A 26732-nucleotide genomic window follows, 5' to 3' on the forward strand; every position below is an offset into this window, starting at 1 on the left:
CTTATATTTTTACATCTTTTCTTCCGATAGAGAAATATGAAATTCTTTCATTTTCTATATCCTGAATATCATAGAGATTTCTACCGTCAAAGATAACGTTATTGGTTAAACTATCTTTGATTTTATCAAAGTCAGGTGTTCTAAAGATACTCCACTCGGTACAAATAATTAATGCATCGGTGCCATGTAAAGCATCATACATAGTTTTCGAAAACTCTATTTTATCTCCATATTTACGAGCTACATTATCCATTGCTTCTGGATCAAATGCTTTAATTTTTGCTCCCTCATTTAACAGTTCATTTATTATGTCTAACGCAGGTGCTTCTCTAATATCGTCAGTTTCTGGTTTAAAGGCTAGCCCCCAAATTGCAAAAGTTTTTCCTTTAAGATTATCCTTAAAGTGTTTTTTAATTTTTGGTAGTAGCGCTAATTTTTGAGTTGCATTAACATCAATAACAGATTCCAAAATTTTAAAATCATAATTATCATCTTTCCCTGACTTATGAAGCGCCTTTACATCTTTGGGAAAACATGATCCTCCATATCCAATCCCTGGAAACAAGAAACGTTTACCAATTCTTGAATCTGTTCCCATACCAATTCTCACTTTGCTTACATCGGCCCCCACTTTTTCACAATAATTTGCAATTTCATTCATAAAAGTAATTTTGGTCGCCAGAAAAGAGTTTGCAGCGTACTTGGTAAGTTCGGCAGACTTTTCATCCATAATAATTATCGGGTTACCCGATCTTACATATGGTTTATATAATTTTTTCATAAGCTCTGTTGCCCTTTCGGAACTCGACCCCACCACTATTCGTTCTGGTTTAAGGAAATCGTCTACGGCAAAACCTTCTCGCAGAAATTCTGGATTAGAGACTACATCAAAATCACATTTAGCATTTTTTAAAATTACTTCATTAACTTTTTCGGCAGTTCCTACTGGCACTGTACTTTTATCTACAATCACCTTATATTCCTGCATTAACTTCCCTATATCATCTGCAACTCCAAGAACATATGATAAATCGGCTGATCCATCCTCATCTTCTGGGGTTGGTAATGCCAAAAATATAATTTGACCATGCTGTAGACCTTCTTCAAGTGAAGTTGTAAAATTTAATCTGCCAGCATTGATATTTCTTTCGAAAAGTACATCCAGATGAGGCTCATATATCGGAACCTCTCCATTACGCATTTTCTTCACTTTTTCTTCATCTATATCTACGCAAATAACTTCATTACCGGTTTCGGCTAAACATGTTCCTGTTACTAGACCAACATATCCAGTCCCTATTACAGATATTTTCATTTAACATTTATTTTTTATACACCTCTTGAAAACAAGATAGTTGTTATTGTTTTAAATAAAATTCTTATATCGAGCGTTACAGATCTATTTTTTATGTAATAAAGATCGTACTCTAATTTCTTTATAGAATCCTCAAGGTTTTCTCCGTACTTATATTTAACCTGGGCCCAACCTGTTATTCCTGGTTTAACAACATGTCTAACAGAATAGAATGGATTCATTTTGTCTAATTGATCAACAAAAATCTTTCTTTCTGGGCGAGGTCCTATAAAGCTCATATCTCCATTAATTACAGAGATAATTTGAGGTAATTCATCTATTCTAAACTTTCTTAGAATCTTTCCGAAAGGAGTTACTCTGGCATCATTATTTGTTGCCATTTTAGCTCCTGATTTTTCGGCATCTACTACCATGGATCTGAATTTATATATATTAAATTCTTTTCCTTTTCTTCCTATTCTTTTTTGAATATAAAATAGGGGGCCTTTATTTAAAAAAAAGTTGAAAAAGGATACAAAAGGAACCACTATAACGAAAATTAGCCCTACAAAAAGACATAAGATAATATCTACAAGTTTTGTAAATAATTTTTGGATGTAGTGAGATCTTTTGTTTTTTAAATGTAATACTTCGTAAAAATTGTTTCCCAATAAATTTAAGGGTAATGCCTCATAAGTAGACTCATAAAAAGAAGTGAATGTAAAAACCTCTTTACCAAAATACATTGCTCTGGTTAAAAACTTCTCCACTTCTACTGGCATATTTTGATAATCTTTAATCCTTATAATTACAGTATCAATTTTATCCATTACTTTATTTAGACGCTCTGGGTTTTTGGTAAACGTTTCGTGATTGGTAGAAACACTTAACTTAACCTTATACCCATTGGAGTTTTTAATTCCTTCGACATTAGCGATGTTGTTTTCTTTGAATTCTTCAAAAGTTTCTTCGTAAATAAAAATTGTGTTCTTTAAAAACGGCTGAGAAATAAAAAAATTAGAGCATATAATTCGCCATGCTGTAAGTGAAAATGGCATTAGTGCTAAGAAAACTACCAAATAAGGCCTGCTTACCGTTGTATTAATCAATAGAATAGTAAGAAAGAAAACGGAGAAAGAATACAATACCCCAACTACAAGTGATAGTCTAAAAATGGTAATAGGTTTTGATGCTCTTTCTAAATTATATATATCAATTACATAGGCAATTATCGAAAAAAGAATTACACCAATAATATAAATAGTAAGACCGTGCTTTTCTTGATCAAAAGTGCCTTTCAAAGTTCTATTTATAAGCAAGTACAAATAAAAAAAAACGATTGCTAAGTCCCCTATAAATAGAAATAACTTTCTTTCTATTACATTGAGTGTAAATACTCTATTCATTAATTAAATGTTTTCACAACACCGCCTATATCCATATTTAAATACTGGATTTATTTAGAGTTATGCCATTTTTGTTCTAAAATTGTTCAAAAATAATCTTTTAAAGTCACAACTCCTTATGGACATAAGATAAAACCATAATTTAAGAATAAATTAGAGTTGTTTTCAAAAAAATGCGCGCTAATTACATATTAAGAATTACTTATAAATCATCAAATACCTTATCAAAAGTATTACTAATTTTGTCATATGTGCAATTTTCTATCAAATATTCGTATCCTCTCTCACCATACTGTAGTCGGTTTTCATGAGATAAGCTCTTAAAATAAAGGATTTTATTTTTTAAAGCCTCTTCGTCTTCTGGAGGCACAACATAACCCGAATTAGAGTACGTAACAGGATTTTCATTCGATGCTAACATTTGGATTATCGGTTTTTTGGCATAGAAATAATCGAATGTTTTTAATTGCGATGTTCCAAAATCATAAATCTTTGTGTCTTTTGTTCCTTTGCCCATAAACAAAACATCCATTTTGGATAAAAACAGCCTTACAAATTGCTTGGGAACTCTATCTAGAAAATGAATATTATCAAAATTCTTAGTTTCTTCCAAAAGTCTTTCTTTTTCTGGCCCACCCCCTAAAACATAAAAATGAATATTCTCGTCTTTAAGTCGTGATACTACTTTTATTATAGTATCCAAAGGGTTTGCAATCACTAAAGTTCCTGCATAGCCAATATTAAAAGTAGCACTATCGATTTTTTCTTCAAATATATCCTCTATTTTATCTTCTTTCTCATTCGGAAGTTCAAATCCATTAGTGATCCAACGATAATTAAAGTTTTGATGACCTAAAACGTTCTTAATGTGTAGATCTGCTCTTGGAATAACTGAGATTATACTATCGGCTTTTGAATACGAAAGCTTCTCTAAATAAGCCAAAAACTTCATGAAAATATTCTTATCAGAATAATTACCTAATTCTATTGCTGAAAGAGGCCACAAATCTCTGACCTCAAAAACAAATTTAGTTTTTGAATAAAACAACTTTCTGAAAATCACGATATTTAACACTGGTAACAAAGGAAGAGATGACAATACAATTATATCTGGTTTAGGAACCTTCTTTTTAGAAATAAAAGGAACTAAACACAAGTTTATAGAAAATATGATCCAGCTCAAAATTCTTCCAATTCCATGTGATTTTTTATATGTACTTCCTTTTAAAATTAGGGTCCTAATATCTTTGTTTACAAACTTATATAAGCCTTTAATTTTGTTGTGTCTATAAGGAGCATGCGAAAAAGAAGATGTGATCAAAAGTGTATTATACTTCTCTGTCTTTTTTAAATGCTTAGCAATATAATAGTGTCTATATCCCTCTCCTTCAATATCTGGGCTTGTAATGTATTGATTTATGATCCAAATATTTTTCATCTACAATGATTCTAATACTCTTTTAGTTATTTCTTTGCCTATATTAAGTGATGAAGTTGCAGCGGGTGAAGGTGCATTAACTACATGCACTCCATTTTTAGTAGGCTTAATTAAAAAATCATCCACCAAATTACCTTTTCCATCACATAATTGTGCTCTAACTCCAGCCTCACCAACAATCAAATCGTCTTCTTGTATATTGGGAATTAATTTTTGCAGGGATTTAACAAAAGCTTTTTTCGAAAACGATCGATACATTTCATAGGCACCTACTTTCCAGTATTTTAATGCTACTTTAATGAAACCAAGGTAAGAAATACTCTCTAGAAACTCCATTAAATCGATATCAGATTTAGTATACCCTTCCCTTTTAAAAGCAAGCACTGCATTAGGTCCAGCGTCTACTTTTCCATTGATTCTTCTTGTGAAATGAACTCCCAAAAAAGGAAAATTAGGATCAGGAACGGGATAAATTAAATTGTTCACCAATTTAGCTTTTTCGTCTTTTAACAAATAATATTCTCCTCTAAAAGGAATGATTTTGGCATTTAAATCAACACCATCCATTTTTGCAATTTTGTCCGAATATAGCCCCGCACAATTCACCAAAAACTTTGTAGAAATAGTCTTATTCGTAGTCACCAGACTAGAACCGTTGTTTTCTTTTTTTATGGCCGTCACTTTTTTATTAAAAAAAAAGTCTACTCCATTTTCTTTACTTATTTCGAAAAGCCTTTTGGATACTTTTTTATAATCCACTATTCCCGCTTGAGGAACAAAAATACCTTTTGTTCCCTGCACATGGGGTTCTTTTTCTTTAAGTTCCTTTTCGTTTAAAATCTTTAAGCCTTTGAGGCCATTTTGGGTTCCTCTATCATAAATGTCTTGTAGTTTTTTTTCTTCATTGCTGTCTGTTGCAACAATAATTTTCCCACAAATTTCATGATAAATATCTTGTGCTTTACAAAACGCTAGAAGGAGATCATATCCTTTTTTACAGTTTATTGATTTTTCACTTCCCGGTTTATAATAAATACCAGAATGAATTACACCACTATTATGTCCTGTTTGGTGTGATGCGATTGTGCCTTCTTTTTCTAAAACGGCTATTTTAAGTCCTGGTGACTCTTTGGACAAATTATAAGCTACTGAAAGCCCTACAATACCCGAACCAACAATGGTAACATCATATTTCATCTCTATGAAAAAAAGTTTTTGATAGCTTCAACTACTTTTTTAGCATCCTCTATAGTAAGATGTTCGCCAATTGGCAAACTCAAAAGCAGATGGTCTGTATTATTGGCATTAAAGTCTGCTTGCGCTTTCCCTATATAATCATATGCTTTTAACTTTGGCAAAGCAATTGGGTAATGGATTCCGGTTTGGATATTTTGTTCTGATAAATATGATTTTAGTTCTTCTCTTCTATCCGTCCTGATCACAAATAAATGATATACCTGTCTTGCCCATTCTGATCGTTTAGGGAGTATAATCTGCTTAACTTCTTTTAAGTTTTCGAGATAAAAATCTGCTATTTTTATGCGTTGATTTGTCCACTCTTCTAAATGTTTCAGTTTTACATTTAATATGGCTGCCTGTAGATTGTCTAATCGACTATTTCTACCTTCAAAAATATGATTATACTTTTCTATTCTTCCATGATTAGCAATCATTTTACATTTGATTGCTAGTTCTTCATTATTCGTCACAATTGCACCCGCATCTCCGTAAGCACCAAGATTCTTTCCTGGATAAAAACTAAAGGTTCCGATATCTCCAATTGCACCTATTCTTTTTCCGTTGTATTCTGCTCCGTGGGCTTGTGCACAATCTTCTAATATTTTTAGATCATGTTCTTTGGCAATTTCTATAAGCGCACCCATATCACATGGATGACCATACAGATGAACGGCAATAATTGCTTTTGTTTTTTCGGTAATTACTTCCTTCAAGCTTTGGATAGAAATGGTGTAGTTCTCAAGATTGCAATCACAGAAAACCACTTTATGCCCAGATCTTGTTACTGCTTCTGAACTCGCGATAAAACTATTAGCCGGAACAATAATTTCTGAATTAGGAGGAAGATCAAGTGCTTCGATCGCGATTTCTATTGCATCTGTTCCATTAGCGACTCCTATGCAGTATTTTGAATTTTGAAAAGAAGCAAAGTTTTTTTCAAGCTTTTTTATTTCTTCTCCACCAATAAAAGCAGAACTTGAAATGATATTTTGGATGGCAGCATCTATATCATTTTTTATGGTTTTATACTGATGTTGTAAATCAAGAAATTTTATCATGCTCTTATCTAATTTTTTTTGCTGGATTTCCGGCATAAACACCTGGCTCTTCTATATTTTTTGTAACTACTGATCCCGCTCCTATTACTACATTGTCACAAATTTTAATGGGCAGTATGGTGGCGTTTGATCCTATAGAAACATTATTGCCGATTAGCGTTGATTTCCATTTGGATTGATCTCCTCCTGCCGGTCCTCCTTCGCTAAACAAGTCATTTATAAACATTACACCATGACCTATAAAACAATTATCGCCAATATCAACGAGTTCACAAATGAAAGAATGTGACTGAACTTTGGTGTTTGATCCTATATTCACTTTTTTTTGTATCTCTACAAAGGGTCCTATAAAGCAATTACTTCCTATTGTGCACCCGTACATATTTACGGGTTCAACTACTTTTACGTTTTCACCGAATTTGCAATCGACTATTCCTATTTTAAGATGCTTATACACTTTTGTTTCGGTCTGTGATTTTTTGATATATTTTATCAATGATCTCCACAGTTTTTAACCCTTCGAAACCATTTGCAGAAATTACCCCATCGTTGGTTAATACTTCTACTACATTTTCATACACCTTGTCGTGGTTAGACATTGATCCTTGGTATTGTCCATAATTATTAGCCGTATTTCCTTCGGGTAAATTCTCTACCTTGTAGCCTTCGATATTTTGATATTCTAGCTCATTAAGATACTGCCCCCCTATCTTTACTGTTCCTTTTTCTCCAAAAATAGTTAGAGATCCTTCCATGTTTTTACCATGACTGTTTACAGTATAGTTTATAGTACCTATTGCACCATTATAGAATTCTAATGCAATGGCACCATTATCATCAAATTCTGTTATCCCCTGGTGATGAAAATTTCCTCCAAAGGCTTCAACATTTTTTACATCTCCTACAATCCAATATAACAAATCTATAAAATGACTAAATTGTGTATATAGTGTTCCTCCATCGAGGTCTAAAGTTCCTTTCCAGGAATTTTTATAATAATCTGGGTTTCTGTTCCAGAAACAATTTAATTGTGCCGAATATATTTTGCCCAGTTTACCTTCGTCAATTATTTTTTTAACAGCTTCGACCGGTGGATTAAATCGATTCTGTTTTACAATCATTAATCGTTTATTGGCTCGTTCTGCAATTTTTATCATCTCTCCGCAGTCATACACGTTTATAGCCATAGGTTTTTCACAAAGGACATGAAAACCAGCTTTTAAAGATTGAATTGAATGCTCTGCATGCAGGCCATTTGGAGTACAAATTGCCACTAAATCAATATCTTGTTCATTAGATAACATTTCTTCTACAGAAGCGTATGGTGTAGCATCATATTCTTTTGCCAATATTTCTGCTTTATCAAACTCTATATCACAAACTGCTTTTAGCGTGCCATTATTGTTGATATGACCTGCATGTCTGTTACCTATTCTACCACAACCTACGATGGCAAATTTTAATTCTTTCTTCATATGTAATTAAAAGTGCAAAGATACTTTTTATTTTGGGAAAGATATTATTGTTGATTTAAACTTTATATAGCGTGACTGCTTAATTACTCCTGTTTCTAGCCAAGATTATTAATTAGTATTTTTTACGCATCGAATATAGTAAAGACCTTTTTGTCCCGATTCATCAATATATTGACTGCCAACAAAAGCGGATTCCGAATCATGATCAAATCTATAATAAACTCTTTCTTGGTCACGCCCCACGGTAACATTGGATGTAGTCCAAAATGAAGTAGTATTGCCCGGACTAGTTCCCTCTCCAAAAGAACAAAATAAATACCACCTTTGACCACCTGGCTGGACAGAAAAATTGGCAAGATCTGTTCCTGGAGTATCAGAAGCTCCCCAACCATCCCTACTTTTCAAAATAGCTCCAGCAACTTGACCACCTCCTACATAATTTATCAACTCACTCCATTCATCCATACTTGCAACGTGCCATCCTGGAGGAGCTACATTACGGAGGTCTGGTCTATATAAACAACCATATTTTATATAATTCTCATTACGAATAGCTGCTTCTTTATCAAAAATATTATTACAAGGATCGGTTGGATCTGGATCATCATAATCTATAATGGCCGCTGCACTTTCTAGATATCTTACATTTTCTGCCATCCATGTTTGATTACCAATTTTTACCCATTTATACTGATTTCCGTCCCTGGAATCCGTAAAAGTCCCAGAATCGGAAACATAGGAATCTTTGGTAGTAAAACTCATTTCTTCACCATAAAACACTTCCGTTGTCCAAGGAGAGGTAGTATAACTCCTAACAAAATATTTTGTTCCTAGTTTAAGACCCTTCATACTTGCAGAAAAATCATTAGTAATAGTAGTGGGAAATGAAGTAACTTTAAAAGATAAATGGGTCGCATTATCATTTATTGTAGGAGCTCCACTTTCATTCCAGCAAATTCCATAGTACGTATTAAATTCAGGACGTAATTCGGGTGTTCCAAAGGACTCTACTACCCCCTCAACGCTAGCAAATGAAGTTCCAACAAGAGACATAGACATTTTCACAGTAGGTGGGTCTACTTTGGTATTTATATCTATCACCTGAGCAGATGTTTGTCCGTTGTTATCTGCAGCAATAACTGTAATTTCAATAGTCCCTGCAAGAAACCTAGATGTATCAACGTTTATAGCATAAGGCTTCTTTATAAGTTCCTTTACCAATTGGTCATTAACATAAAATGAAACTTTTTCTATTGATCCATCTAAATCATCTGCTTCAACTTCTATATCAACTAATTCTTTGACATTGAAAGTTTCTCCATTTTCAGGGGAGAGAATCTTAACTATAGGTTTTTGATTTCCATCATCATCTGCACAATTAAACAAGGTTAGAATAATGGCAAAAAGGAATACATATTTTAATCTACTATTCATAAATAAAGAGTTTAATTTAATGGGTAGGATCAAACTTTGTATTGCACAAATGTACTAAAAATTAATTTGCGCTTATTGAGAAAAATGACCTGTAGCTAGTTATAAAAATTCTTACTTTTTAATAGTTTTTGAAATCATATAACTATTATGCGTGTATTTAGCCAGTAGGCCTATTTGTGTAATTTCATCTAAATTGACCTGAGGAGTTTTTTCTTTTAAAAAATTTCTTAGCGCTTCTCTGTTTTTAACCTCTTCAGATTCCTTGTTTTTACGCAGGGATCCGTATATTTTTTCAAGAAATGTGGTGTTAATATTCAATTTTCTAATGACCCCCACAATCTTATCCAGTTTTATTACATCTTTTCTTTTTAGTTCGAAATTTTCTCTTTTAAATATCCAGGATTTAGTGTGTGAGAAAAATTCTGTTTCTAAAATATCAGGGTGTAGTTTATCCAGAAGTCTTAGTATAAAACTGGCATTGTTCTTATAATTTTTGGGTAAAGATTCTGATATATTGGTAAACCTTTTCTGTGATAAAACACTTGCAGAATAGCAAAAAAGGTTCGATAAGTTTAGCATAATCTTATCTGCATTCTTGCGATATTCATTATGTAAAACCTGAAAATTCTCTAAGGTTAATTTATTGTAATCCAGGTTATTTTGTTGGCAAACTTTGATAAAACTTTTTCGGATTCCATCTTTATACGCATCAAAATCATCGACAAGGCATCTGGCTGATGTATTGATATAAAAATCATCTAAAAAATGGTCTAAACTAAAGCTACCTTTTTTCTTATTCTCTATCCAATCTACATTCCTAAAAGGTTCTCCGAAATATCCATATTCAATAAAATCTACATCGATATTCTCGAATTCAGAAAAAATATTAGCTCCAGCATATACTTCAGACAAAAACCCATACTTTTTTAATAGTGCATTCCAATTAGCATCTATAGGATCTGGATGATCCCAATCCATTACTTTTAGAGTCAGGTCATATTTTTCTGAAAGCTTTTGATTAACAACAAGGTCACCACTTTTGGTATTGGTTATAGAATTATTTCCTACGCCGTAATATAGTTTGGGGCTAATATTATGTTTTAAAAAGATAGATAATATAATTCGGGAATCTAGCCCTCCGGTCATTGAAATACCAAATTTCCTGAAGTTTTTTGCAAGAGCCTTACCGCATATATCCATTTGATTCACCGTATAATCGAGATATTCCTCAATAGTACTCAAATCAAGAGCTTCTACATGATTAGTTACCTCTTTTATTTCTACTACATTGGTTTGGCAATCAATAACCACTATTTGGTTAGCCTGCAACCTGTTAATCTCATTATAAAACGTTTCTTGGCCTATTATTGAATATTGAGCACAAAGTTCTGCTAGTTTATTTTTACTAACCGAAATCGTCTCTAATTCGGTTATAGCGACATCATATAAGGACGTACCAAGAGTGTATTTGGATTCATCAACTTTATAATAAAGATCATGTATTGAGTTTTCATCTACAAATACATGAATTTTGTTTTTCTTTTTTATTACAAGTGTATAGTTACCTATAATTTTTTTTCTTACGCTATCTGGTTTTCCATTATAGTCCTGATATATGTTTTCTAATGCTTTATTACCTATGACCTCATCATAGATCAATGTGCCTGCAGAAACAATAAAATCCCCATTAGCAAAAGCCGCAAAATTCTCGTTATCTACATTTAATTTTTTAAATGATAGTAACAAAAAATTATCCTCTATAATTTCATTGTATTTAAAAACATTGTTTTTAATTTCGTCACAAATGTCATTCTTAGTGGTCAATAGTATTTTTGCCATTCTTTTTCTTAAATATTAATCTTCATGAGGTTTTACAAAATATATTAATTAGCATCTTTGACACATCTAATATAATATAGTTCTTTATGGACTAATTCGTCATATACATCCGAAGATCCTAAAACAACTGATTCAGAATCATGATTAAAAGTATAATATACTCTTTCGCTTTCCCGACCTACAAGTCTATTTGATGAAGTGTAAAACGAAGCTGTTTTTCCTAAACTGCCAGCATTATCGGTATAAGAACAATACAAAAAAGATCTGTATCCTCCTGGAAGAACAGAAAAACCTGAAAGATTAGTGCTTGGTGAGCCAGGAGGGTCCCATCCGTCTTCACTCTTTAAAATAGTGCCTGCAATCTCAGCACCTCCTACATAATCTAATAAATCATTCCACTCACTACTGTTAGCCACGTGCCATCCCGAAGGAGGTAAATAATTACTAGTAGTAGTGCCGTTCCCTTTATACAAACACCCATAATTTTGGTAATTTTCATTTTGTGCTGCCGCATTATGATCAAAAATGATATTACATGAATCCCCTGGATCTGGGTCATTATAATTTATAATTGCAGTAGCAGCTTCTAAATATTTCAGATTTTCTGCCATCCATATTTTATCACCAACTTTTATCCACTTATATATATTAGAGTCTCTACTATCTACGAAAGTCCCTGAATCAGAAACGTAAGAATTTGCAGTAGTAAAACTCATTTCTTCACCATAATATATTTCATTTGTGTATGGTGATTCGGCATAACATCTTACATAATATTTTGTTCCTAACTTAAGCCCTTTGATTTTTGAATGAAAAACATCTTCATTACCGCTATTATCAATAACATTATAAATTTCAAACCCTATCTCACCTAAATTGTCGTTAATTGTAGGGGATCCGGTTTCATTCCAACAAATTCCAAAATAGCGTTTTTCTAATTCAGGATTTCCGTAAGATTCTACTAAACCATCAATTCTAACAAGCGTTGTACCAATAAAAGAAACATTTGACATAAAAGAAGGTGGATCTGTTATGATCATAATATTTATAGATTCTGAATTACTCAACTCCTTATTGTCCGTTGCAATTACTTCAATTGTATGCACACCCTCAGACAAATCAGACGTATCGTATACAAATGTATAGGGGGCCGCGAATACCTCATCTACTAAATTACCATCAACTTGTAACGAAACTTTTTCTATCGAACCGTCGGCGTCATTTGCTTCGGTTTTTATTTCAATCTTCTCTTTTCTATTTACAGTAAAGTTATTTTCTGGTGAAAGAATTTTAAGAGTTGGTTGTTGATTAGCTATAACTGTTATTAGTAAAGAGGCTACATTGGTTAAGTTATTATTATCTTGTACAATTGCAATAATTTCGTGTTCACCTGCAGTTAGCCCTGAAGTATCAAAGGTAAAATTATATGGAGGTACTAAAGCTTCGGAGATAGTCTCTCCATTATAACTTATCGAAACATTTTCTATTAAACCATCAGGGTCGTTTGCCTGTACTTGGATCTCTATAATATCACCTTCGATTACAGTAAGATTATTCTCCGGGCTAATAATATTAAGTAATGGTTTTTGGTTATCATCATCACTACTACAATTCCACACTAATAATGTAATAGTACTCAACAAAAGAACTTTAAATAAAAAATTTATCTTTCGATATGTATATATTCTAGTTTTCATTTTGCTCTGCTTTTTTTAAATGATTGGTGTGTGTATAAAGGAATACAAAACTAAAGAATAATAAGGTTGAAAAATTATAAATACTCGTATTTGCCATAGAAAAAACAAAGTAGCACAAAAAAAGAACTCTAAAATAAATGCTTCCGTTTTTTCTATCGACATTATAGCATGCCAAATAAAAACCAAGAATAAAAATTACATATAAGAAAACACCTATAATACCCGAGTTAAAAAAGATTTCTATTAGTGTATTATGAGCAGAACGAATAGATTTATCCGAATAGGTCTCTAAATGCACTTTTAATTGATTGATGCCGTGCCCGAAAAAAGGTCTTTCCCAAATTTTTTCAAATATAAAACTCCATATATCAAATCTTCCTGTTCCGGATTGAGCAGAGGTAATCCTGGATTCGATTATATTATTAAACCAGTCGTTTGTTTTGTAATAATAAAATACAATTCCTACTACTGGTGCCAGTGCCATGAGCATTGAAAATAGTTTCCCTTTTTTAATTATGAAATAAACTATAACCAAGGCTAACACTAATAAAAAGGTTATAGAAAAAGTTAATAAAGAACAAATAACTCCAATAATGAGCCATTTATAATTTTTGTTTATCCAAAAAACTATAATAAAAAAGGAGCTCATCCAATTAAACGAATCTACACCAAATCCCGGACCTACCAATCTTGGCATGCCTGTCCATTTATTAAACATTGCTCCTAGCACCCTGTATTCTTGATCTGTATAAAACAGCGGCATTGTACGAATCCCTTTTAGGTAATAAAAATAAAACCCTAAAAAATACAAAAGGAGTGCTACAATTAAATACCATTTTCCTAACGAGGTCAATATCTTAGTATATCTGTCAATTCCTATTTCATTCAAAAAGAATCTATACAAAAAATAGAATACTATGAGAATGACCTCACCAATAATTGCTTTAATTGCCACGGTATAATCATCAGAATAGACAATAGTAAGCGCTAGATAGAATAATAATAATAGCCAAATAATTTCGTATTCATATAATTTTTGGATTTTAATAAAGGATATGAAAATAAGGCCCAAAAACACGGTAAGAAGCATATATGTCTTTACAAACTCCATTTTTGGTATCCCCAATGGAAAAAACAAAAACAAAAGCAAAAACAATGTTATAGATGTACTTACTATATTTTTACTTAAATATCTCAATACGATTAACTTTTATTATGAGGCAAAATTAGATTAATAAATTCTCTTTTATCATTCACTATATTTTGTTTTTCAAAAAATACTCCAAAATATCTCGTTGCCAATCCATCGATATCGATTAATATGTTAGGAATTCCGAAATAATTAGCCTCGAAAGCTGTAGAAGAGAATACTGTAGAATGATGAGTACACCATACAACAACATCATAAAATCCATTTTTTTTAGAAAAAACAACATTAGCTGGCAGGTCGATCTCCTCATATCTTTCATTCCATTTTCTTGGAATAAGAATATATAAAATCGATGGATCCAAATTAGCAGCCTCTATTACAAATGGTATAAGTTGACCTTCCATTGGTATTTGTAATGAAACTCCGACCACTTTTTTATACTTTGCAATACGCTCTATTATTTCGGGCTTTTGTTTTTTGCCTTCAGATTTAATATAATCTAAATAGGCATTTCCTTTTACTTTTATTTGATCTTGAGTATATACACCTCTTCGTTCGAGAACATTTTTATCAAACTCTGAAAATACCCATAACTGAGACGGAATATAAGATGTATCAAGTGCTATATCACAATTATATGATGGGTGTGCATTACCTATATATCCATGTTGTCCTTCTATGGTTGGAATACCCAGATCATTTGCCGCTTTAATCATATAATTTCTTGTAGCGGAATAATATGTACTCACAAAAATCTTTTTGGGTCGGTACACCTTTAAAAACAACTTATAAAACCTATAATATGCTTTAAAAAGCCTAAGTTCTTTTTGTTGATCAATGGTTATCCCATATTTTTTTACTATTTCCTGAATTTCGGTACCTCTATTTGTTCTTTTAGGGCTAACTATAAATAAGATATATGCAAAAATGTCTAAAATCAGTTGAGAAACTACATTTGCAGAGTATAATTCTTTTTGCTTAATAAAGGATTTGTCTGTAAGTGTAATAAACAATGTGCTTTTTCTTTCTGCTTTATCGATAAGCCCATCTAATACTCTATCAAAATATTTTTCTTCAACAAGTCTTCTGTTTTCATTATGTGTAAATACTAAAACGTCATAACGCTTAAACCATTTGCGAAGACCATAAAATAAATTTTGAAAAAAAAATGTGCTTAGTATTCTTTCTTTTTTAGTTTTTATACCTAAATCAAGAGGTTTGAGCAAGTTCATATATAACCTATTCCTGATAAGAGCCCATTCTTTATAATTTCCTAAAGCGACTTCATTCTCTTTTTCGATCTTGAAAATTACATCTTCTATTTCATTAATATGCATTTTTAAAATTTGATTTTAATTAGGTTTAACGGGTTTAACCGATGAATATAACCAAATATTAGTACACTAAATATTGTAAATGATGCAAGCATTAATACCAAATCAAGGATTATATAGCCACTAGAAAAACGAAGTATAAAAACCGTACATAACATAGACAGTACAATGAAAAACAAGTTTTTAAAGCTTTTAAAGGTAAATGTCGTTTTCAATTTAACCCAATATCCTAATAAAAGATTCGTAATAATAAAACCTGCAAGTGTTGCAATTGCCGCTCCTATCAAGTCATATTGCTTAATTAATATATAATTCAATAAAAAATTAATTATCCCGCCAAAAATTAATACTATCGTTTTTGATCGTACCAATTTAGGAGTTAAGGATAACACATTTACATTAATAAAAAACACACTATTAAGGGCGTACAGGAAGTTAATATATACTACAACGTTCTTTGCGTCTATATAGCTTTTATCTAAAAAATACTCAATGAAATAAGGGCTAACAATAGAAAGGTATCCAGTAATAAGTACTGTTATAAGCACAGAAAGGTCTGCAAATTTATATATTTCAGAAAAATCCTTTTTTCCACTTTCATAAATTTTCATGAAATGTGGCAAATATGCATAATTTAAAGCTCTTGTTATTAATACTATAATTGCACCTATCTGAATGGCTATATGATATATCCCTAGTGCAGATAAAGTAAGTAAACTAAGAATAAAAAACCGATCAATTAATGCATTTACAACGGCAAATATCTCTGCAGGAATAAAGGATAGTGAATACTGTAGTGATAACTTCAGGTATTCCTTTTTTATACAAAAGTTAATTTCTTTTATCAAAAACACGCTTACAATTAACATAAAAACAATATTAGAAAGCAGTAATGATAAAATATAGCCTTCGTGCTTCATGTTCTCTACAAGAATTGTAATTGCCATTAAGGCAAATTGTAAAACATAATAGACTGAATAGAGTATAGAATATTTTTTTAATTTTAATTGAGACTTTAATAAGCCTAAATATGCCATGTTAAATGGCTGCAAAACACACAGTAAAAAAACCCATATCATTATTGGGTAATAGGGTATCTCTGGAAATATCCATTGAAAAATAAACTTTCCAAAAATCAGAAAAAGCAATAGAAAAAATAAACCTATTACTAAGATGAATAAGAAACTGGTTCCTAAAAAATCCTTGAGGTCATCCTTATTCTCGTAAAACTTAAAATAATACCTTGATATCGATGCAGTAGTTGAAAGTGAAAAAACAATAGCCAAAACTTGTATAATCATCAAGGCAGAAGAAATAATCCCATACTCTTCGGTTGTCATGTGATGCGTAAAAAGAGACATCAAAAAAAACATGACTCCTTTTTGCAATGCTTCTATCGCAACGTAGGAAGATGAAAATGTGAGAATTTTTTTTAGCACAATGTTTATTAAGTTTAGTGTATATTTAGGATATACTTCTTTTTTTAAAATTTGTTAGAACACAATAAAAAAACACTATAAATGAAAGTCCCGAATATCGACTAAGCATAGATTCAAACATAAAATTTATTCCAACTATAATAATAAAACTAATTCCAATGATGTTCGTGTACACCTCTGGCGAATTTCGATATACATAATAAAATAATAGCAGTAATAAAGAAAACCCTATTAATCCAAATTCGATTAAAGTTTGTAAATATTGATTATGTGAGTTTAAACCTATTAAAAGGTCAAGTTTTTTCTCCTTAAAACGAGCATTTAATTCATCTTCAACATCTCCTAAGCCTAAACCAAAAAAAAGATTAGTTTTGATAAGCTCTATCGACTCGTTCCATAATAATACTCTTTGGTCAATATTATTAATAAGCTCGTTTCTTTTTGATAAACTCTGATCTTCATTGTTTAGAAACGTTTTAATATTGTTTATGTTTCTTTTAATTCTAGGATTATAATTATAAACAATCGTTGCGCTTGCCATTACTAATACTATTGATAAAAGCTTAAAGTGTGTTGATTTTATTTTTCTGATGATTAGAAAAAATCCTAAAATGAAAAAGACCAAATACGAAGCTCTATTTAGCACACAAATAACAGCTATCACAAAAACGCTTATTAAACCCCAATTAACAATTCGCTTCGTAAAAGGAACCTCTATAACAATAAGTGCAGCAAACGTTAGATACATTGAAAAATAAACCGTTTGATGTAATATTGAGAAGTTGGTTGCAAAAAAATGATTTCCTCCATACAGAATCGAATTGGATAAGGAGAATTCTTCTAAGATTTTAGACGAAAAACGTACACCCTCTTCGGTAAAATGGATAGCGTTGTAAAACGCATTAATAAAACAAATCAAAACGGCTGCTAAACATCCATAAACAAAAAAGGATAGGATTTTTTTTCGTTGTTCAAAGATGATATCTTTATTAATAATACATAGTATAGGAATGACTATTAAAGACATTCGATATTCGAAATATCTAGGTATAATTTTATCTGAATAGAGAAAAGAAAGCATCAACAAAGCATAATACAATATAGGTATAAAGTGTGCTTTATTTATAGTTAGCTTTTTAAACTTGATGTTGAATAAAGAGAAAGCAACCCAAATCGGTAAACAAATTGTAGAAAGATTTTGACTTATTGGTAAAAGAAAAGCAAAAGCAATAGGTAAGTTTTTTAAGATTACCTCTACAACTTCTCTGAAGTTCCAATCTTTACGATTTAATAATTGAAGTTTAAAATTATTCAATATTTCCAATATTAATTATACCAGGTAATAAGGGCTTCATTCTAGTAATTCGACCACCTTTTTTAAAAAACACAAGCATGTTTTTAAAAGTAAACATGCTCGAGTTATAGCTTATTAATAATATCACCAGTATTACTTGGGCTTATAATTTAATCATTAACCCCTGTTTTATTAATATTATGCCTCAATTTCCACTCTCCGTCTACATTAGCCCATAAATGTGGTGATCTAAACTTATCAGACAGTTCAAAAAACTCATCTTCTCCAAGATCAATATATTCCATAATATTACTAAAATACTTATCTGGAAATTCTCCATCAAAACGTCTCACCAGTGCTTGTCCTTCTTCACGAGTGATATGCTTATTTCTTATTTCTTGAGAGGCATCATATGTAGCTCTACCAATACCAAACTTTATATATGTAGTATAATAATGTAAATCATCTATTTTATCATCGATACTGTTATACTTACTGTATGTACCTTGAGTTCTAAAAGGTCTTGCTTTAAACCCTGTATTCTCGGTAGCATAATAATACACCTCTTGTGGGGTCCATTTTAAATAATATCCAAGGTAATGTACTTCAATATCTTTGTTTTCCAGTTCTTTTTCTGTGGGTGGGAAAAAAGACATTAAATCAGACAGTCGTACATCATGCTTATCTTGAATGTCTTTAACTGATAATCCACCAAGATAGATTTCATCAATATTATTAAAACTATAATACGACTTATCTCTTAAAGAAGTACTATTATCTGCAATTGGGTTACCATACTCTGCTTCATTTTCTCCATAAAAAATTAACGGAATATCAAATTTTGCAGCAAATTTAGGTGCTAAATTCTTTTGCCCTAGAATAAAGGTTTGAAATGGGTGGAATAAATTTTCTATAGACAGTTTAGTCAATAATTTCATCACACTACCATTTCTTCGAAAAGAGTAATTATCAAATCCTCCTTTATCTATCCAGTTTTTCCAGTTCTCATATCCGTATTCGGTATACAATATTGGTGGCCAGGTTATAGTTAAAGGGTTCATTCCGTATTTATACTTTAGAACGTGTGCCTGATATGCACTGTCTTTTCCTCCACTTCCGGGAACAAGGCAATCATATCCTCCGTCTGTTCTTCTGTATTTATCTAATAATTTAACTAGTTCCTGCTCTCTTTTATCCCAATCAATATTTTCTTTCTTCTCGGCAGTTCTACATGCATCACAAACTCCTTGTTCATCAAAGTTCATAGTGGTTTTCTTACTGTCTTTTGTATGTTTAAATTCTACAGCAGATGTGGGTCTTTGATTAGACATTGCACACTTGGTACAGAATTTAACTTCTGATGGTAATCCGTAAAAAGCTGGTAATTCTTCTTTTAAATTTGATTTATCTGCATCATACCAACCTCTTTTTATACGTTCTTCCATAGGAACATCAAAACTATTCATATCTTATTGTATTATATTACTAAACCAGTTTTTATAGATTTCTAATCCTAAATCACCACTTTTTTCAGGATGAAATTGAGTGGCAAAGATATTGTTTTTTAGAATTGATGAGCAATAAGTAACATTATTATATTCGGTTTCTGAAAGTATAACCTCAGGATCCTCTGCATCGGCATAAAATGAATGTACAAAATACATGAAGGTACCCTCTTGAATTGTAGCAAAGGGGGACTTCTCCCAATTGTTGTTATTTACACTATTTATTTTGTTCCAGGCTATTTGCGGAACTTTAAGGTTTTGTTCTTTATCTGAAGGGAACTTTTTGATACTTCCTTTTACTAAACCTAATCCTTTTGTATCTCCAAACTCTTCGCTACGTTCAAACAAAAGGTGTAAACCAAGACATATCCCCATGAATGGTTTGCCTGAATGAACAAATTCCTTAATTGGTTCTATTAAATCTAATTTCTCAAGACTAGACATAGCTTCATTAAATGCTCCAACTCCTGGTAAAATAACGGCATCAGAACTTTTAATTATAGCATGGTCGTTTGAAACCACGGGGTCTATCCCAAAAGTTTTGCAGGCGTTGATTACACTGTATAAATTGCTTGACCCGTAATCAATAATTGTTAACTTAAAATCGTCCTTCTTTTTCATAACGTTCTACAGGGAATATTATTAATATGCATATGATTTTTGATGTCTTTGATACTAAATGGGCTAATTTTATTGAAAGACATGTTCTTTTTCAAAAACTCGGTGTTTCCTTCTTCTTCAGAAGCCGAAGATTTGTTATTAGCCAAATAGTCATAATGTAATACCGAGGCAAAAGCCAACGCGTTAGCCTTAGCCTCTATAGTTTCATTTATATGATTTAATTTTCCAGCTCCTCCATGGGCAATTACCGGTACCGAAACTTTTGTAGATATTTTTTTAGTTAATTCATTATCAAACCCAACTCCTGTTCCTTCATTATCAATTGATGTTACCACTATTTCACCAGCCCCGAGCTCTGCCACTTGTTCTGCCCATTGTATTGCGTCGACACCTGTGTGTTCTCTTCCATTATCTGTATACGCCAAATACGAACCATCACTTTGTTTTGATGCTTCAATGGCAACTACAATGGTTGATGAACCAAATACGGTAGCGGCTTCAGAAATCAAATCTGGGTTTTTGATGGCAGCGGTATTAATTGCCACCTTATCTGCTCCTGCTTTTAACATTTGTTTTATGTCTTCAATACTTCGTATACCACCACCTACTGTTAAGGGTATAAAACTAAATTTAGCCACTTTAGAAATCAAGTCATGAAGGCCATTTCTTTCGTATAAACTCGCTACTACATCTTGATAGAATAATTCATCTGCCCCTTGTTTATAATAATATTCGCTAAAGACTTCTGGTCTACCCAAAACTCTTAATCCTTCCAGATGAATTCCCTTAACCAAATTTGGGCCTTTAACATCTAAACGTGCGATACATCTAACTGTATTCATATTTTAATTGATTCTTCTTTAATTAATAATTCACATATTTTCCAATCCAAATGATTGTCTAGGTCCATCGAGGATATTTCATCCATTACATACTTTTTTACTTTACTAAAAGATGAAATAGTATTGTTTTTCAATGACTTAATATTAATAATATAGATTGCTCCATTATATTCGTATACTTTTGGCACATCTTGCCTTCTAACATATTGACCTTTCTTGGATTTTTTTAACAGCCCATTTTCTTCTTCAAATAGATTATAATAAGGATTACCTTTAGATTCTTTTACCGAAACTACCATATCAAGATCTGAAGAATATAATTCTAATGCTTCTTTAAGGTGCTTTGATTTACGAAAAGGAGAAGTGGGTTGCAGCAAAACCAAAGTATCATAGGTGTTATCCTTTTTTTCATAAAAATCGATTGCATGAAGCAAAACTTCTTGTGTTCCTGCGGTATCGGTTGCTAATTCCTTTGGTCTTTTGAATAGAATTTCAAGTCCTGCTTTTTCGGCTTCTAGTGCTATTTCATCATTATCAGTACTTACACAAATATCGTCTTTAGGGAACACTTCTAAAGCCATTTCTATCGCATAAGCGATTAATGGTTTACCATTTAATAATTTAATATTTTTTTTAGGTATACCTTTACTTCCTCCTCGAGCTGGTATGACAACCAATGGTCTCATAGATTCCTTAAATTAAAATTTAATATGTTTAATATCATTTTGTGCTTTTTCAAAATCTTCGTGCTTACCAATATCCAGCCAATATCCTAATATTGGGTAATTAATCACCTTTTGGTTGGTCTCTAATAATTTATCTATTAAATCTGTGGCATTAAAAAACTCTCCTTCTGGAACATGAGTAAGGCATTCTTTTTTAAATATGTAAATTCCGGCATTCGAATAATAGGTATACGTTGGTTTTTCTTTAAGGTCAACCACGTAATTATCTTTTGTCTCCACAACTCCATAAGGAATGTTTATCTTATACGGAACTGTAGCCACAATCATATCGCCCTCTTTATTCATGAATTCGTTATACATGTCTTCAAAATCAATATTCGTCAAAAGATCCGAGTTCATGACAAGGATATAATCATTATGAAAAGTATCAATTAGTTTTAAAGAGCCTATTGTTCCTAATGGTTTTTCCTCTTCGATATATTTGATCGAAATCTCTTTGTTTTTCCCATCTCCAAAATAATTCACCAATTGTTCTCCTAGATAATTTATTGAAATATTAAGATGGTTGATTCCAAAAACAGATAATCTATCAATATTGTATTCTATAATGGGTTTGTCTCCAACTTTTAAGAGTGGTTTTGGAGTTTTTAACGTCAAGGGCTTAAGTCTGGTTCCTTTTCCTCCAGCCATAATTACTGCATCAATTGGAAGTAAGGTTCTCTTCTTAGATAGATCTACGATAGAAATTACTTTGCCTTCGGTATTTACAATAGGAATTAATGAGATCAGTTCTTCTTTGAGCGAGTTTATTTTGTCCTTATCAATTTCATTTTGCTTAATAAATCTAACATTTTTATTGGCAACCTCTACAACAGTATCTTCTATGTTTATTCCTCGCAATAAAGCTCTTCGTACATCTCCATCAGACACGCTTCCTATCAATTTTTTATTCTGATCTAACACAAAAAGTGTTCTACCTTCAGACTCATTCAACTTTTTAAGAGTCTCTTTAATTGTCAGTGTATTAGAGATAATGTAGTTACTTTTTGGCATTTATTTTTTATATTTTATAGTGTGTTTTTGGCTATTTTATGTATTCTGATTCAATTCTTTAATTCTACTAATAATACTTTCAGAAGCTCCTCCTTTATAGTATCTATTATCTCCCAAATACTTGCCGTTTTTGAGGCATTGTCGTATTTGGTGTACTATGTCTTTTGAATCAAATGTAACATTTAATACATTCTTGCTTTGCGAACGCCCTTTTTGTCGATCTCCTACATTGATAACATATTTTTTAAAAGAAGCTGCCTCTATAATACCACTGGAAGTATTTCCCAATAACAATTCTGCATACCACATAGCAGAAAAGTAATTAATTTTTCCAAAGTTTTCAATTAATACTACTCTTTCCGGGTATTTATCCTTCAGTTCATATATGCGTTCTCGATACATTGTGCCCTGCGTATCGGCATTAGGCATAGTAATTACAAGGTTTACTAATTTTAATGCTTCCTCCAATGCTTCTTTCATTTCGGCTGCATAATCGCTATTCTTAGATACAGAAACTGTTTCTGGGTGAAACGTAACTAATGCATAAGGCTCTTGTTTTAGGTCGAATTTTTTATAAAAAGTTTCTCTTTCTATGGGTTTATAATTCATGACCTCATCTAAACTTAGCGCACCTGTGACATAAATATCTTGATTTGATCCGGTTAACTGGGTAATTTTATCCTTGTACTCTTCTGTAGCAACAAAATGAAGAGAAGAAGCTAATGTAATTTGATGTCTATATGTATTGTCTATTGCACCCAATGTTGTTTCGCCACCATGAATATGGGCAAATTTTACACCAAAAGGAATTCCGGCCTGAACAGCAGCACTCATTTCAAAACGATCTCCCAGGCACATGACCAAATCATACTTGTTTTTATCCCAAAAATCTGAAAACTTCAAAACTGTTAAGCCATATGACGTTGCAATAGCCAACTCATCATCATTAGTAAGTAATGAACTTATTTTATGGATTTTTCTATACTTATCTTTTACAATATTATCAATAGTATGGCCATGAAACTTGGATAAATGAGTTCCAAATGCTATAATTTCTAATTCAAAAAAGGGATCCTCTTTTATTGTATCTAAAAGAGGTAAATAAATCCCGTAATCAGCTCTTGAGCTGGTTAATATGGCTATTCTCATATTAGATCATCTTCTTCGTAATTCTTTGTCGCGCGTTTACCAATAATGGTGTCCCAAAGCATAGGAGAAATTCCTGTGCCTGGTCGTTTAACAGTTATATTTTCAGTATTAAAAACATCACCTTGTTTTATTGATGTTTTTGCAACGATACTTTTTCTGGCTACCTCTTTATTTTTTTTCTCACTACTACTTGGTTCTTTTCTGCCGTGACCTAATGCTTCTTCGATATTTCTAATACCTGTTACCATTGCTTTTAACTCAGCTGGCTCTAAAGAAGCTTTATGATCCGGGCCTTCCATTGTTTTATCTAAAGTGAAGTGTTTTTCAATAACAGTAGCACCAAGTGCAACCGCTGCTATAGGTATTTCAATTCCCAATGTGTGATCAGAATAACCAATCGGTACATTAAAGGTCTCTGCTATAGTATTCATAGCTTTAAGGTTAACGTCTCCCATTGGTGTAGGGTATTCAGTATTACAATGTAATACAGTAATACTTGCCATATCTGCTCCCTCTTGTACCAAAACATTAATGGCCTCCTCGATTTCATTTGTGTCGGCCATACCTGTAGAAATTATGATCGGTTTACCAAGACCACCTATTTTTCTTAAGTAGGGTAAATTAGTGATTTCTCCTGATGGTATTTTAAATAAATCTATATTTAATTCATTTAAAAAATCAATACTTTCTAAATCAAAGCCAGTTGATAAAAATTTGATGTTTTTAGACTTACAATATGCTATCAACTCATGGTGCATTTCTTGACTAAGTTCAAGCTTTTTGAGCATTGCAAGCTGTGATTCTGAAGTGTTGCCAGTATTTTCTTTTTGATATGAAGCTTTTTCGGCATTTTTACTCACTAGTTTTTTAGAGTTAAACGTCTGAAATTTAACATAATCTACGCCTGCCGCCGCTGCTGCATCTATTAATTGCTTCGCCAAATCAATATTACCATTATGGTTTACCCCGGCTTCAGCTATGATTAGTGTTTTTCTCATTATCTTTTTTCCTTTGCTGGTACTCCAATCATACAACTGTTATCGATTACATCTTTGGTAACCACAGCACCAGCACCTATTTTATTTTTAGACCCAATGCTTAGGTATTGTAAAATAGTTGCATTGGTACCTATCAAATTTTCGTTATTAATTACTACTCCCCCAGAAATTACTGCACACGGGTTTACAACATTATATGAACCTATTTTAGTATCATGCCCTATATGCACTCCTCTATTAATATAGTTAAAAGATGCAAGTGAAATGTCTACCGTAAAAACACATTTAGTGGTTATTATATTGCCAATTCCCAAAGATATACTTTCGTCTAATATTACATTGGGATGAATTAGGTTTGGGAATTCAAAATTCGGATTTCGTTGATATAACTCAACTATTTTTTTTATTCTGCTTGCATCTCCTAAACCAAAAACAATTAAAACTTCGTCATGGGTCTCCCTTAAAAAATCAGATTCTATAATGGTATTATGTTCTACATTTCCTATTTTCAAAGATTTCTGAACTTCAACATCAATAAAACCTTTAAAATCATAAACTTTGTTTACTTGATTAATTTCTTTAATCAACAAAAAAACCTCTTTTGCGGCTCCGCCTGCTCCTACAATGTATAGTGGTTTCATAATATGACGCTACTAGGTATATTTACTACACGTTCTTCAAACCATTCAGCATTTTCTAGATTTCCGGTTTGTTCACTTTTAAACATTGACAAGCTATTCATTAATTTCCAAATAGGTCTTGTCATCACACCATTATCATTAGTTTCCTTAAGAAAGCTATTTCTTTCTTCTAGATTTTCTAATAGAATGGCATTTAACCAATAGTTAGAAACAGAATTTTCTGGCTCTACGATATAATATAATGATTTGTCACTAAAAAATGCCTCGTATTGGTTTGATAATTCTCTTTTCTTTTCTAAAATAAGAGGAAGTTCTTCCATCTGGGCACACCCTAACGCAGCATTAATATTGGGTAGGCGATAATTATAAGCTATCATATCATGCTCATAATCCCAAGGATGAGGTATTTTTGCTGTAGTGGTTATATGTTTAGCTTTTTTAGCAATATCATCATCATTGGTGATTAACATTCCTCCCCCCCCGGTGGTAATCGTTTTGTTTCCATTAAAACTGAATGCTCCAAGCAAACCAAAGGTACCTGTATGTTGTCCTTTATAATAGCTCCCTAATGATTCGGCTGCGTCTTCAACTACAGCTATATTATACCTATTACAAACCGATATAATTTCGTCAATTCTTGTCGCTAACCCGAAGGTGTGCATAGGAACTACAGCTTTTATCCTTCTCTTTGTGGTCTTATTTATACATTCTCCATTTACTATTTCTGTATTCTGTACTAAGAAGTGTTCCAGTTTTTCTGGAGATAAACCAAGGGTTTCTTTGTCTACATCTACAAAAATCGGGCACGCTCCTATATAACTCATTGCATTAACCGTAGCGATAAAGGTTAATGGTTGGGTAATTACCTCATCATTTCGTTCAACTCCAGACATTAACAATGCTATATGAAGGGCAGCTGTACCATTTGAGGTTGCAATAGCATGTTTTGCTCCTGTAAATTTGGCCACTTCTAATTCAAATTGATCAACAAACTTTCCTACACTCGAAACAAATGTAGAATCAATACATTCATTCAAATATTTTTTCTCATTGCCCATAAATATTGGCGCATGAAGCGGAATAAATTCTTTGGTATTAAAGGTTTTTTGAGTAAAGGATATAAACTCTTGATACATATAT

Annotated in this window: 23 protein-coding genes; all 23 read right to left on the minus strand. The window is 32.0% G+C overall.

What is annotated here, in order from left to right:
* Position 1: 1 nt before the first annotated feature.
* Positions 2-1315, minus strand: a complete 1314-nt coding sequence (locus ABW637_RS03090) for a UDP-glucose dehydrogenase family protein (RefSeq protein ID WP_367583166.1) — start codon at positions 1313-1315, stop codon at positions 2-4.
* 14 nt (positions 1316-1329) lie between these two features.
* Positions 1330-2700, minus strand: a complete 1371-nt coding sequence (locus ABW637_RS03095; RefSeq protein WP_367583167.1) for an exopolysaccharide biosynthesis polyprenyl glycosylphosphotransferase — start codon at positions 2698-2700, stop codon at positions 1330-1332.
* 202 nt (positions 2701-2902) lie between these two features.
* Positions 2903-4138 (minus strand): glycosyltransferase family 4 protein, encoded by a 1236-nt coding sequence (locus tag ABW637_RS03100; protein ID WP_367583168.1) that lies wholly within the window; start codon positions 4136-4138, stop codon positions 2903-2905.
* Positions 4139-5335 carry an L-2-hydroxyglutarate dehydrogenase gene (gene lhgD, locus ABW637_RS03105; RefSeq protein WP_367583169.1) on the minus strand — a complete coding sequence of 399 codons (1197 nt, stop codon included), beginning with the start codon at positions 5333-5335 and terminating at the stop codon, positions 4139-4141.
* 2 nt (positions 5336-5337) lie between these two features.
* Positions 5338-6435, minus strand: a complete 1098-nt coding sequence (locus ABW637_RS03110; RefSeq protein WP_367583170.1) for a DegT/DnrJ/EryC1/StrS family aminotransferase — start codon at positions 6433-6435, stop codon at positions 5338-5340.
* Between the two features lie 4 nt (positions 6436-6439).
* Complete coding sequence (locus ABW637_RS03115; protein ID WP_367583171.1) at positions 6440-6817, minus strand: acyltransferase; 378 nt, start codon at positions 6815-6817, stop codon at positions 6440-6442.
* 67 nt (positions 6818-6884) lie between these two features.
* The gene (locus tag ABW637_RS03120; protein ID WP_367583172.1) at positions 6885-7910 is read right to left on the minus strand and encodes a Gfo/Idh/MocA family protein; all 1026 of its coding nucleotides are present in this window, start codon (positions 7908-7910) and stop codon (positions 6885-6887) included.
* Between the two features lie 108 nt (positions 7911-8018).
* Positions 8019-9344, minus strand: coding sequence for an FISUMP domain-containing protein (locus ABW637_RS03125; RefSeq protein ID WP_367583173.1), 1326 nt, complete (start codon positions 9342-9344; stop codon positions 8019-8021).
* Between the two features lie 111 nt (positions 9345-9455).
* On the minus strand, positions 9456-11183 hold the full coding sequence (locus tag ABW637_RS03130; RefSeq protein ID WP_367583174.1) for a hypothetical protein: 1728 nt from the start codon (positions 11181-11183) through the stop codon (positions 9456-9458).
* A gap of 44 nt (positions 11184-11227) precedes the next feature.
* On the minus strand, positions 11228-12880 hold the full coding sequence (locus ABW637_RS03135) for an Ig-like domain-containing protein (protein WP_367583175.1): 1653 nt from the start codon (positions 12878-12880) through the stop codon (positions 11228-11230).
* Complete coding sequence (locus tag ABW637_RS03140; protein ID WP_367583176.1) at positions 12870-13991, minus strand: O-antigen ligase family protein; 1122 nt, start codon at positions 13989-13991, stop codon at positions 12870-12872. Before ABW637_RS03140 ends, ABW637_RS03135 begins: the two co-directional genes overlap by 11 nt.
* Positions 13992-14083: 92 nt before the next feature.
* Positions 14084-15367, minus strand: a complete 1284-nt coding sequence (locus tag ABW637_RS03145; protein ID WP_367583177.1) for a hypothetical protein — start codon at positions 15365-15367, stop codon at positions 14084-14086.
* A gap of 2 nt (positions 15368-15369) precedes the next feature.
* Positions 15370-16803 carry a lipopolysaccharide biosynthesis protein gene (locus ABW637_RS03150; protein WP_367583178.1) on the minus strand — a complete coding sequence of 478 codons (1434 nt, stop codon included), beginning with the start codon at positions 16801-16803 and terminating at the stop codon, positions 15370-15372.
* Between the two features lie 25 nt (positions 16804-16828).
* A complete protein-coding gene (locus tag ABW637_RS03155) occupies positions 16829-18118 on the minus strand; it encodes an O-antigen ligase family protein (protein ID WP_367583179.1) in 1290 nt (429 codons plus the stop codon).
* 149 nt (positions 18119-18267) lie between these two features.
* Positions 18268-19563, minus strand: a complete 1296-nt coding sequence (locus ABW637_RS03160; RefSeq protein ID WP_367583180.1) for an N-acetyl sugar amidotransferase — start codon at positions 19561-19563, stop codon at positions 18268-18270.
* A gap of 3 nt (positions 19564-19566) precedes the next feature.
* Positions 19567-20223: an imidazole glycerol phosphate synthase subunit HisH gene (gene hisH / locus ABW637_RS03165; RefSeq protein WP_367583181.1), complete on the minus strand. Its 657-nt coding sequence runs from the start codon at positions 20221-20223 to the stop codon at positions 19567-19569.
* Positions 20220-21065: an imidazole glycerol phosphate synthase subunit HisF gene (gene hisF / locus ABW637_RS03170; protein ID WP_367583182.1), complete on the minus strand. Its 846-nt coding sequence runs from the start codon at positions 21063-21065 to the stop codon at positions 20220-20222. The genes hisH and hisF overlap by 4 nt, the downstream gene beginning before the upstream one ends.
* Entirely contained in the window at positions 21062-21751 is a 690-nt protein-coding gene (locus tag ABW637_RS03175; protein WP_367583183.1) for an acylneuraminate cytidylyltransferase family protein, read from the minus strand. Before ABW637_RS03175 ends, hisF begins: the two co-directional genes overlap by 4 nt.
* Positions 21752-21763: 12 nt before the next feature.
* Positions 21764-22804, minus strand: coding sequence for a nucleotidyltransferase family protein (locus tag ABW637_RS03180; RefSeq protein WP_367583184.1), 1041 nt, complete (start codon positions 22802-22804; stop codon positions 21764-21766).
* A 36-nt stretch (positions 22805-22840) separates the two neighbouring features.
* Positions 22841-23953: a UDP-N-acetylglucosamine 2-epimerase gene (gene neuC / locus ABW637_RS03185; RefSeq protein ID WP_367583185.1), complete on the minus strand. Its 1113-nt coding sequence runs from the start codon at positions 23951-23953 to the stop codon at positions 22841-22843.
* Positions 23950-24951, minus strand: coding sequence for an N-acetylneuraminate synthase (gene neuB, locus ABW637_RS03190; RefSeq protein WP_367583186.1), 1002 nt, complete (start codon positions 24949-24951; stop codon positions 23950-23952). The genes neuC and neuB overlap by 4 nt, the downstream gene beginning before the upstream one ends.
* A complete protein-coding gene (locus ABW637_RS03195; RefSeq protein WP_367583187.1) occupies positions 24951-25592 on the minus strand; it encodes a PglD-related sugar-binding protein in 642 nt (213 codons plus the stop codon). The genes neuB and ABW637_RS03195 overlap by 1 nt, the downstream gene beginning before the upstream one ends.
* Positions 25589-26728, minus strand: coding sequence for a LegC family aminotransferase (locus ABW637_RS03200; RefSeq protein WP_367583188.1), 1140 nt, complete (start codon positions 26726-26728; stop codon positions 25589-25591). Before ABW637_RS03200 ends, ABW637_RS03195 begins: the two co-directional genes overlap by 4 nt.
* Positions 26729-26732: the final 4 nt, after the last annotated feature.

It is taken from the genome of Aquimarina penaris (assembly GCF_040786285.1).
In the GTDB taxonomy this organism is placed as follows: Bacteria; Bacteroidota; Bacteroidia; order Flavobacteriales; family Flavobacteriaceae; genus Aquimarina.

What these genes read in the sequence shown, in the direction of transcription:
- ABW637_RS03160 (WP_367583180.1), bottom strand. Translation starts at nt 19,563, where the DNA reads ATGAATAGTTTTGATGTTCCTATGGAAGAACGTATAAAAAGAGGTTGG.
- hisH (WP_367583181.1), bottom strand. Translation starts at nt 20,223, where the DNA reads ATGAAAAAGAAGGACGATTTTAAGTTAACAATTATTGATTACGGGTCA.
- ABW637_RS03140 (WP_367583176.1), bottom strand. Translation starts at nt 13,991, where the DNA reads ATGGAGTTTGTAAAGACATATATGCTTCTTACCGTGTTTTTGGGCCTT.
- ABW637_RS03145 (WP_367583177.1), bottom strand. Translation starts at nt 15,367, where the DNA reads ATGCATATTAATGAAATAGAAGATGTAATTTTCAAGATCGAAAAAGAG.
- ABW637_RS03175 (WP_367583183.1), bottom strand. Translation starts at nt 21,751, where the DNA reads ATGAGACCATTGGTTGTCATACCAGCTCGAGGAGGAAGTAAAGGTATA.
- lhgD (WP_367583169.1), bottom strand. Translation starts at nt 5,335, where the DNA reads ATGAAATATGATGTTACCATTGTTGGTTCGGGTATTGTAGGGCTTTCA.
- ABW637_RS03120 (WP_367583172.1), bottom strand. Translation starts at nt 7,910, where the DNA reads ATGAAGAAAGAATTAAAATTTGCCATCGTAGGTTGTGGTAGAATAGGT.
- ABW637_RS03195 (WP_367583187.1), bottom strand. Translation starts at nt 25,592, where the DNA reads ATGAAACCACTATACATTGTAGGAGCAGGCGGAGCCGCAAAAGAGGTT.
- ABW637_RS03095 (WP_367583167.1), bottom strand. Translation starts at nt 2,700, where the DNA reads ATGAATAGAGTATTTACACTCAATGTAATAGAAAGAAAGTTATTTCTA.
- neuB (WP_367583186.1), bottom strand. Translation starts at nt 24,951, where the DNA reads ATGAGAAAAACACTAATCATAGCTGAAGCCGGGGTAAACCATAATGGT.
- ABW637_RS03200 (WP_367583188.1), bottom strand. Translation starts at nt 26,728, where the DNA reads ATGTATCAAGAGTTTATATCCTTTACTCAAAAAACCTTTAATACCAAA.
- ABW637_RS03090 (WP_367583166.1), bottom strand. Translation starts at nt 1,315, where the DNA reads ATGAAAATATCTGTAATAGGGACTGGATATGTTGGTCTAGTAACAGGA.
- ABW637_RS03115 (WP_367583171.1), bottom strand. Translation starts at nt 6,817, where the DNA reads ATGTACGGGTGCACAATAGGAAGTAATTGCTTTATAGGACCCTTTGTA.
- ABW637_RS03135 (WP_367583175.1), bottom strand. Translation starts at nt 12,880, where the DNA reads ATGAAAACTAGAATATATACATATCGAAAGATAAATTTTTTATTTAAA.
- ABW637_RS03180 (WP_367583184.1), bottom strand. Translation starts at nt 22,804, where the DNA reads ATGCCAAAAAGTAACTACATTATCTCTAATACACTGACAATTAAAGAG.
- ABW637_RS03125 (WP_367583173.1), bottom strand. Translation starts at nt 9,344, where the DNA reads ATGAATAGTAGATTAAAATATGTATTCCTTTTTGCCATTATTCTAACC.
- ABW637_RS03130 (WP_367583174.1), bottom strand. Translation starts at nt 11,183, where the DNA reads ATGGCAAAAATACTATTGACCACTAAGAATGACATTTGTGACGAAATT.
- ABW637_RS03110 (WP_367583170.1), bottom strand. Translation starts at nt 6,435, where the DNA reads ATGATAAAATTTCTTGATTTACAACATCAGTATAAAACCATAAAAAAT.
- ABW637_RS03100 (WP_367583168.1), bottom strand. Translation starts at nt 4,138, where the DNA reads ATGAAAAATATTTGGATCATAAATCAATACATTACAAGCCCAGATATT.
- hisF (WP_367583182.1), bottom strand. Translation starts at nt 21,065, where the DNA reads ATGAATACAGTTAGATGTATCGCACGTTTAGATGTTAAAGGCCCAAAT.
- neuC (WP_367583185.1), bottom strand. Translation starts at nt 23,953, where the DNA reads ATGAGAATAGCCATATTAACCAGCTCAAGAGCTGATTACGGGATTTAT.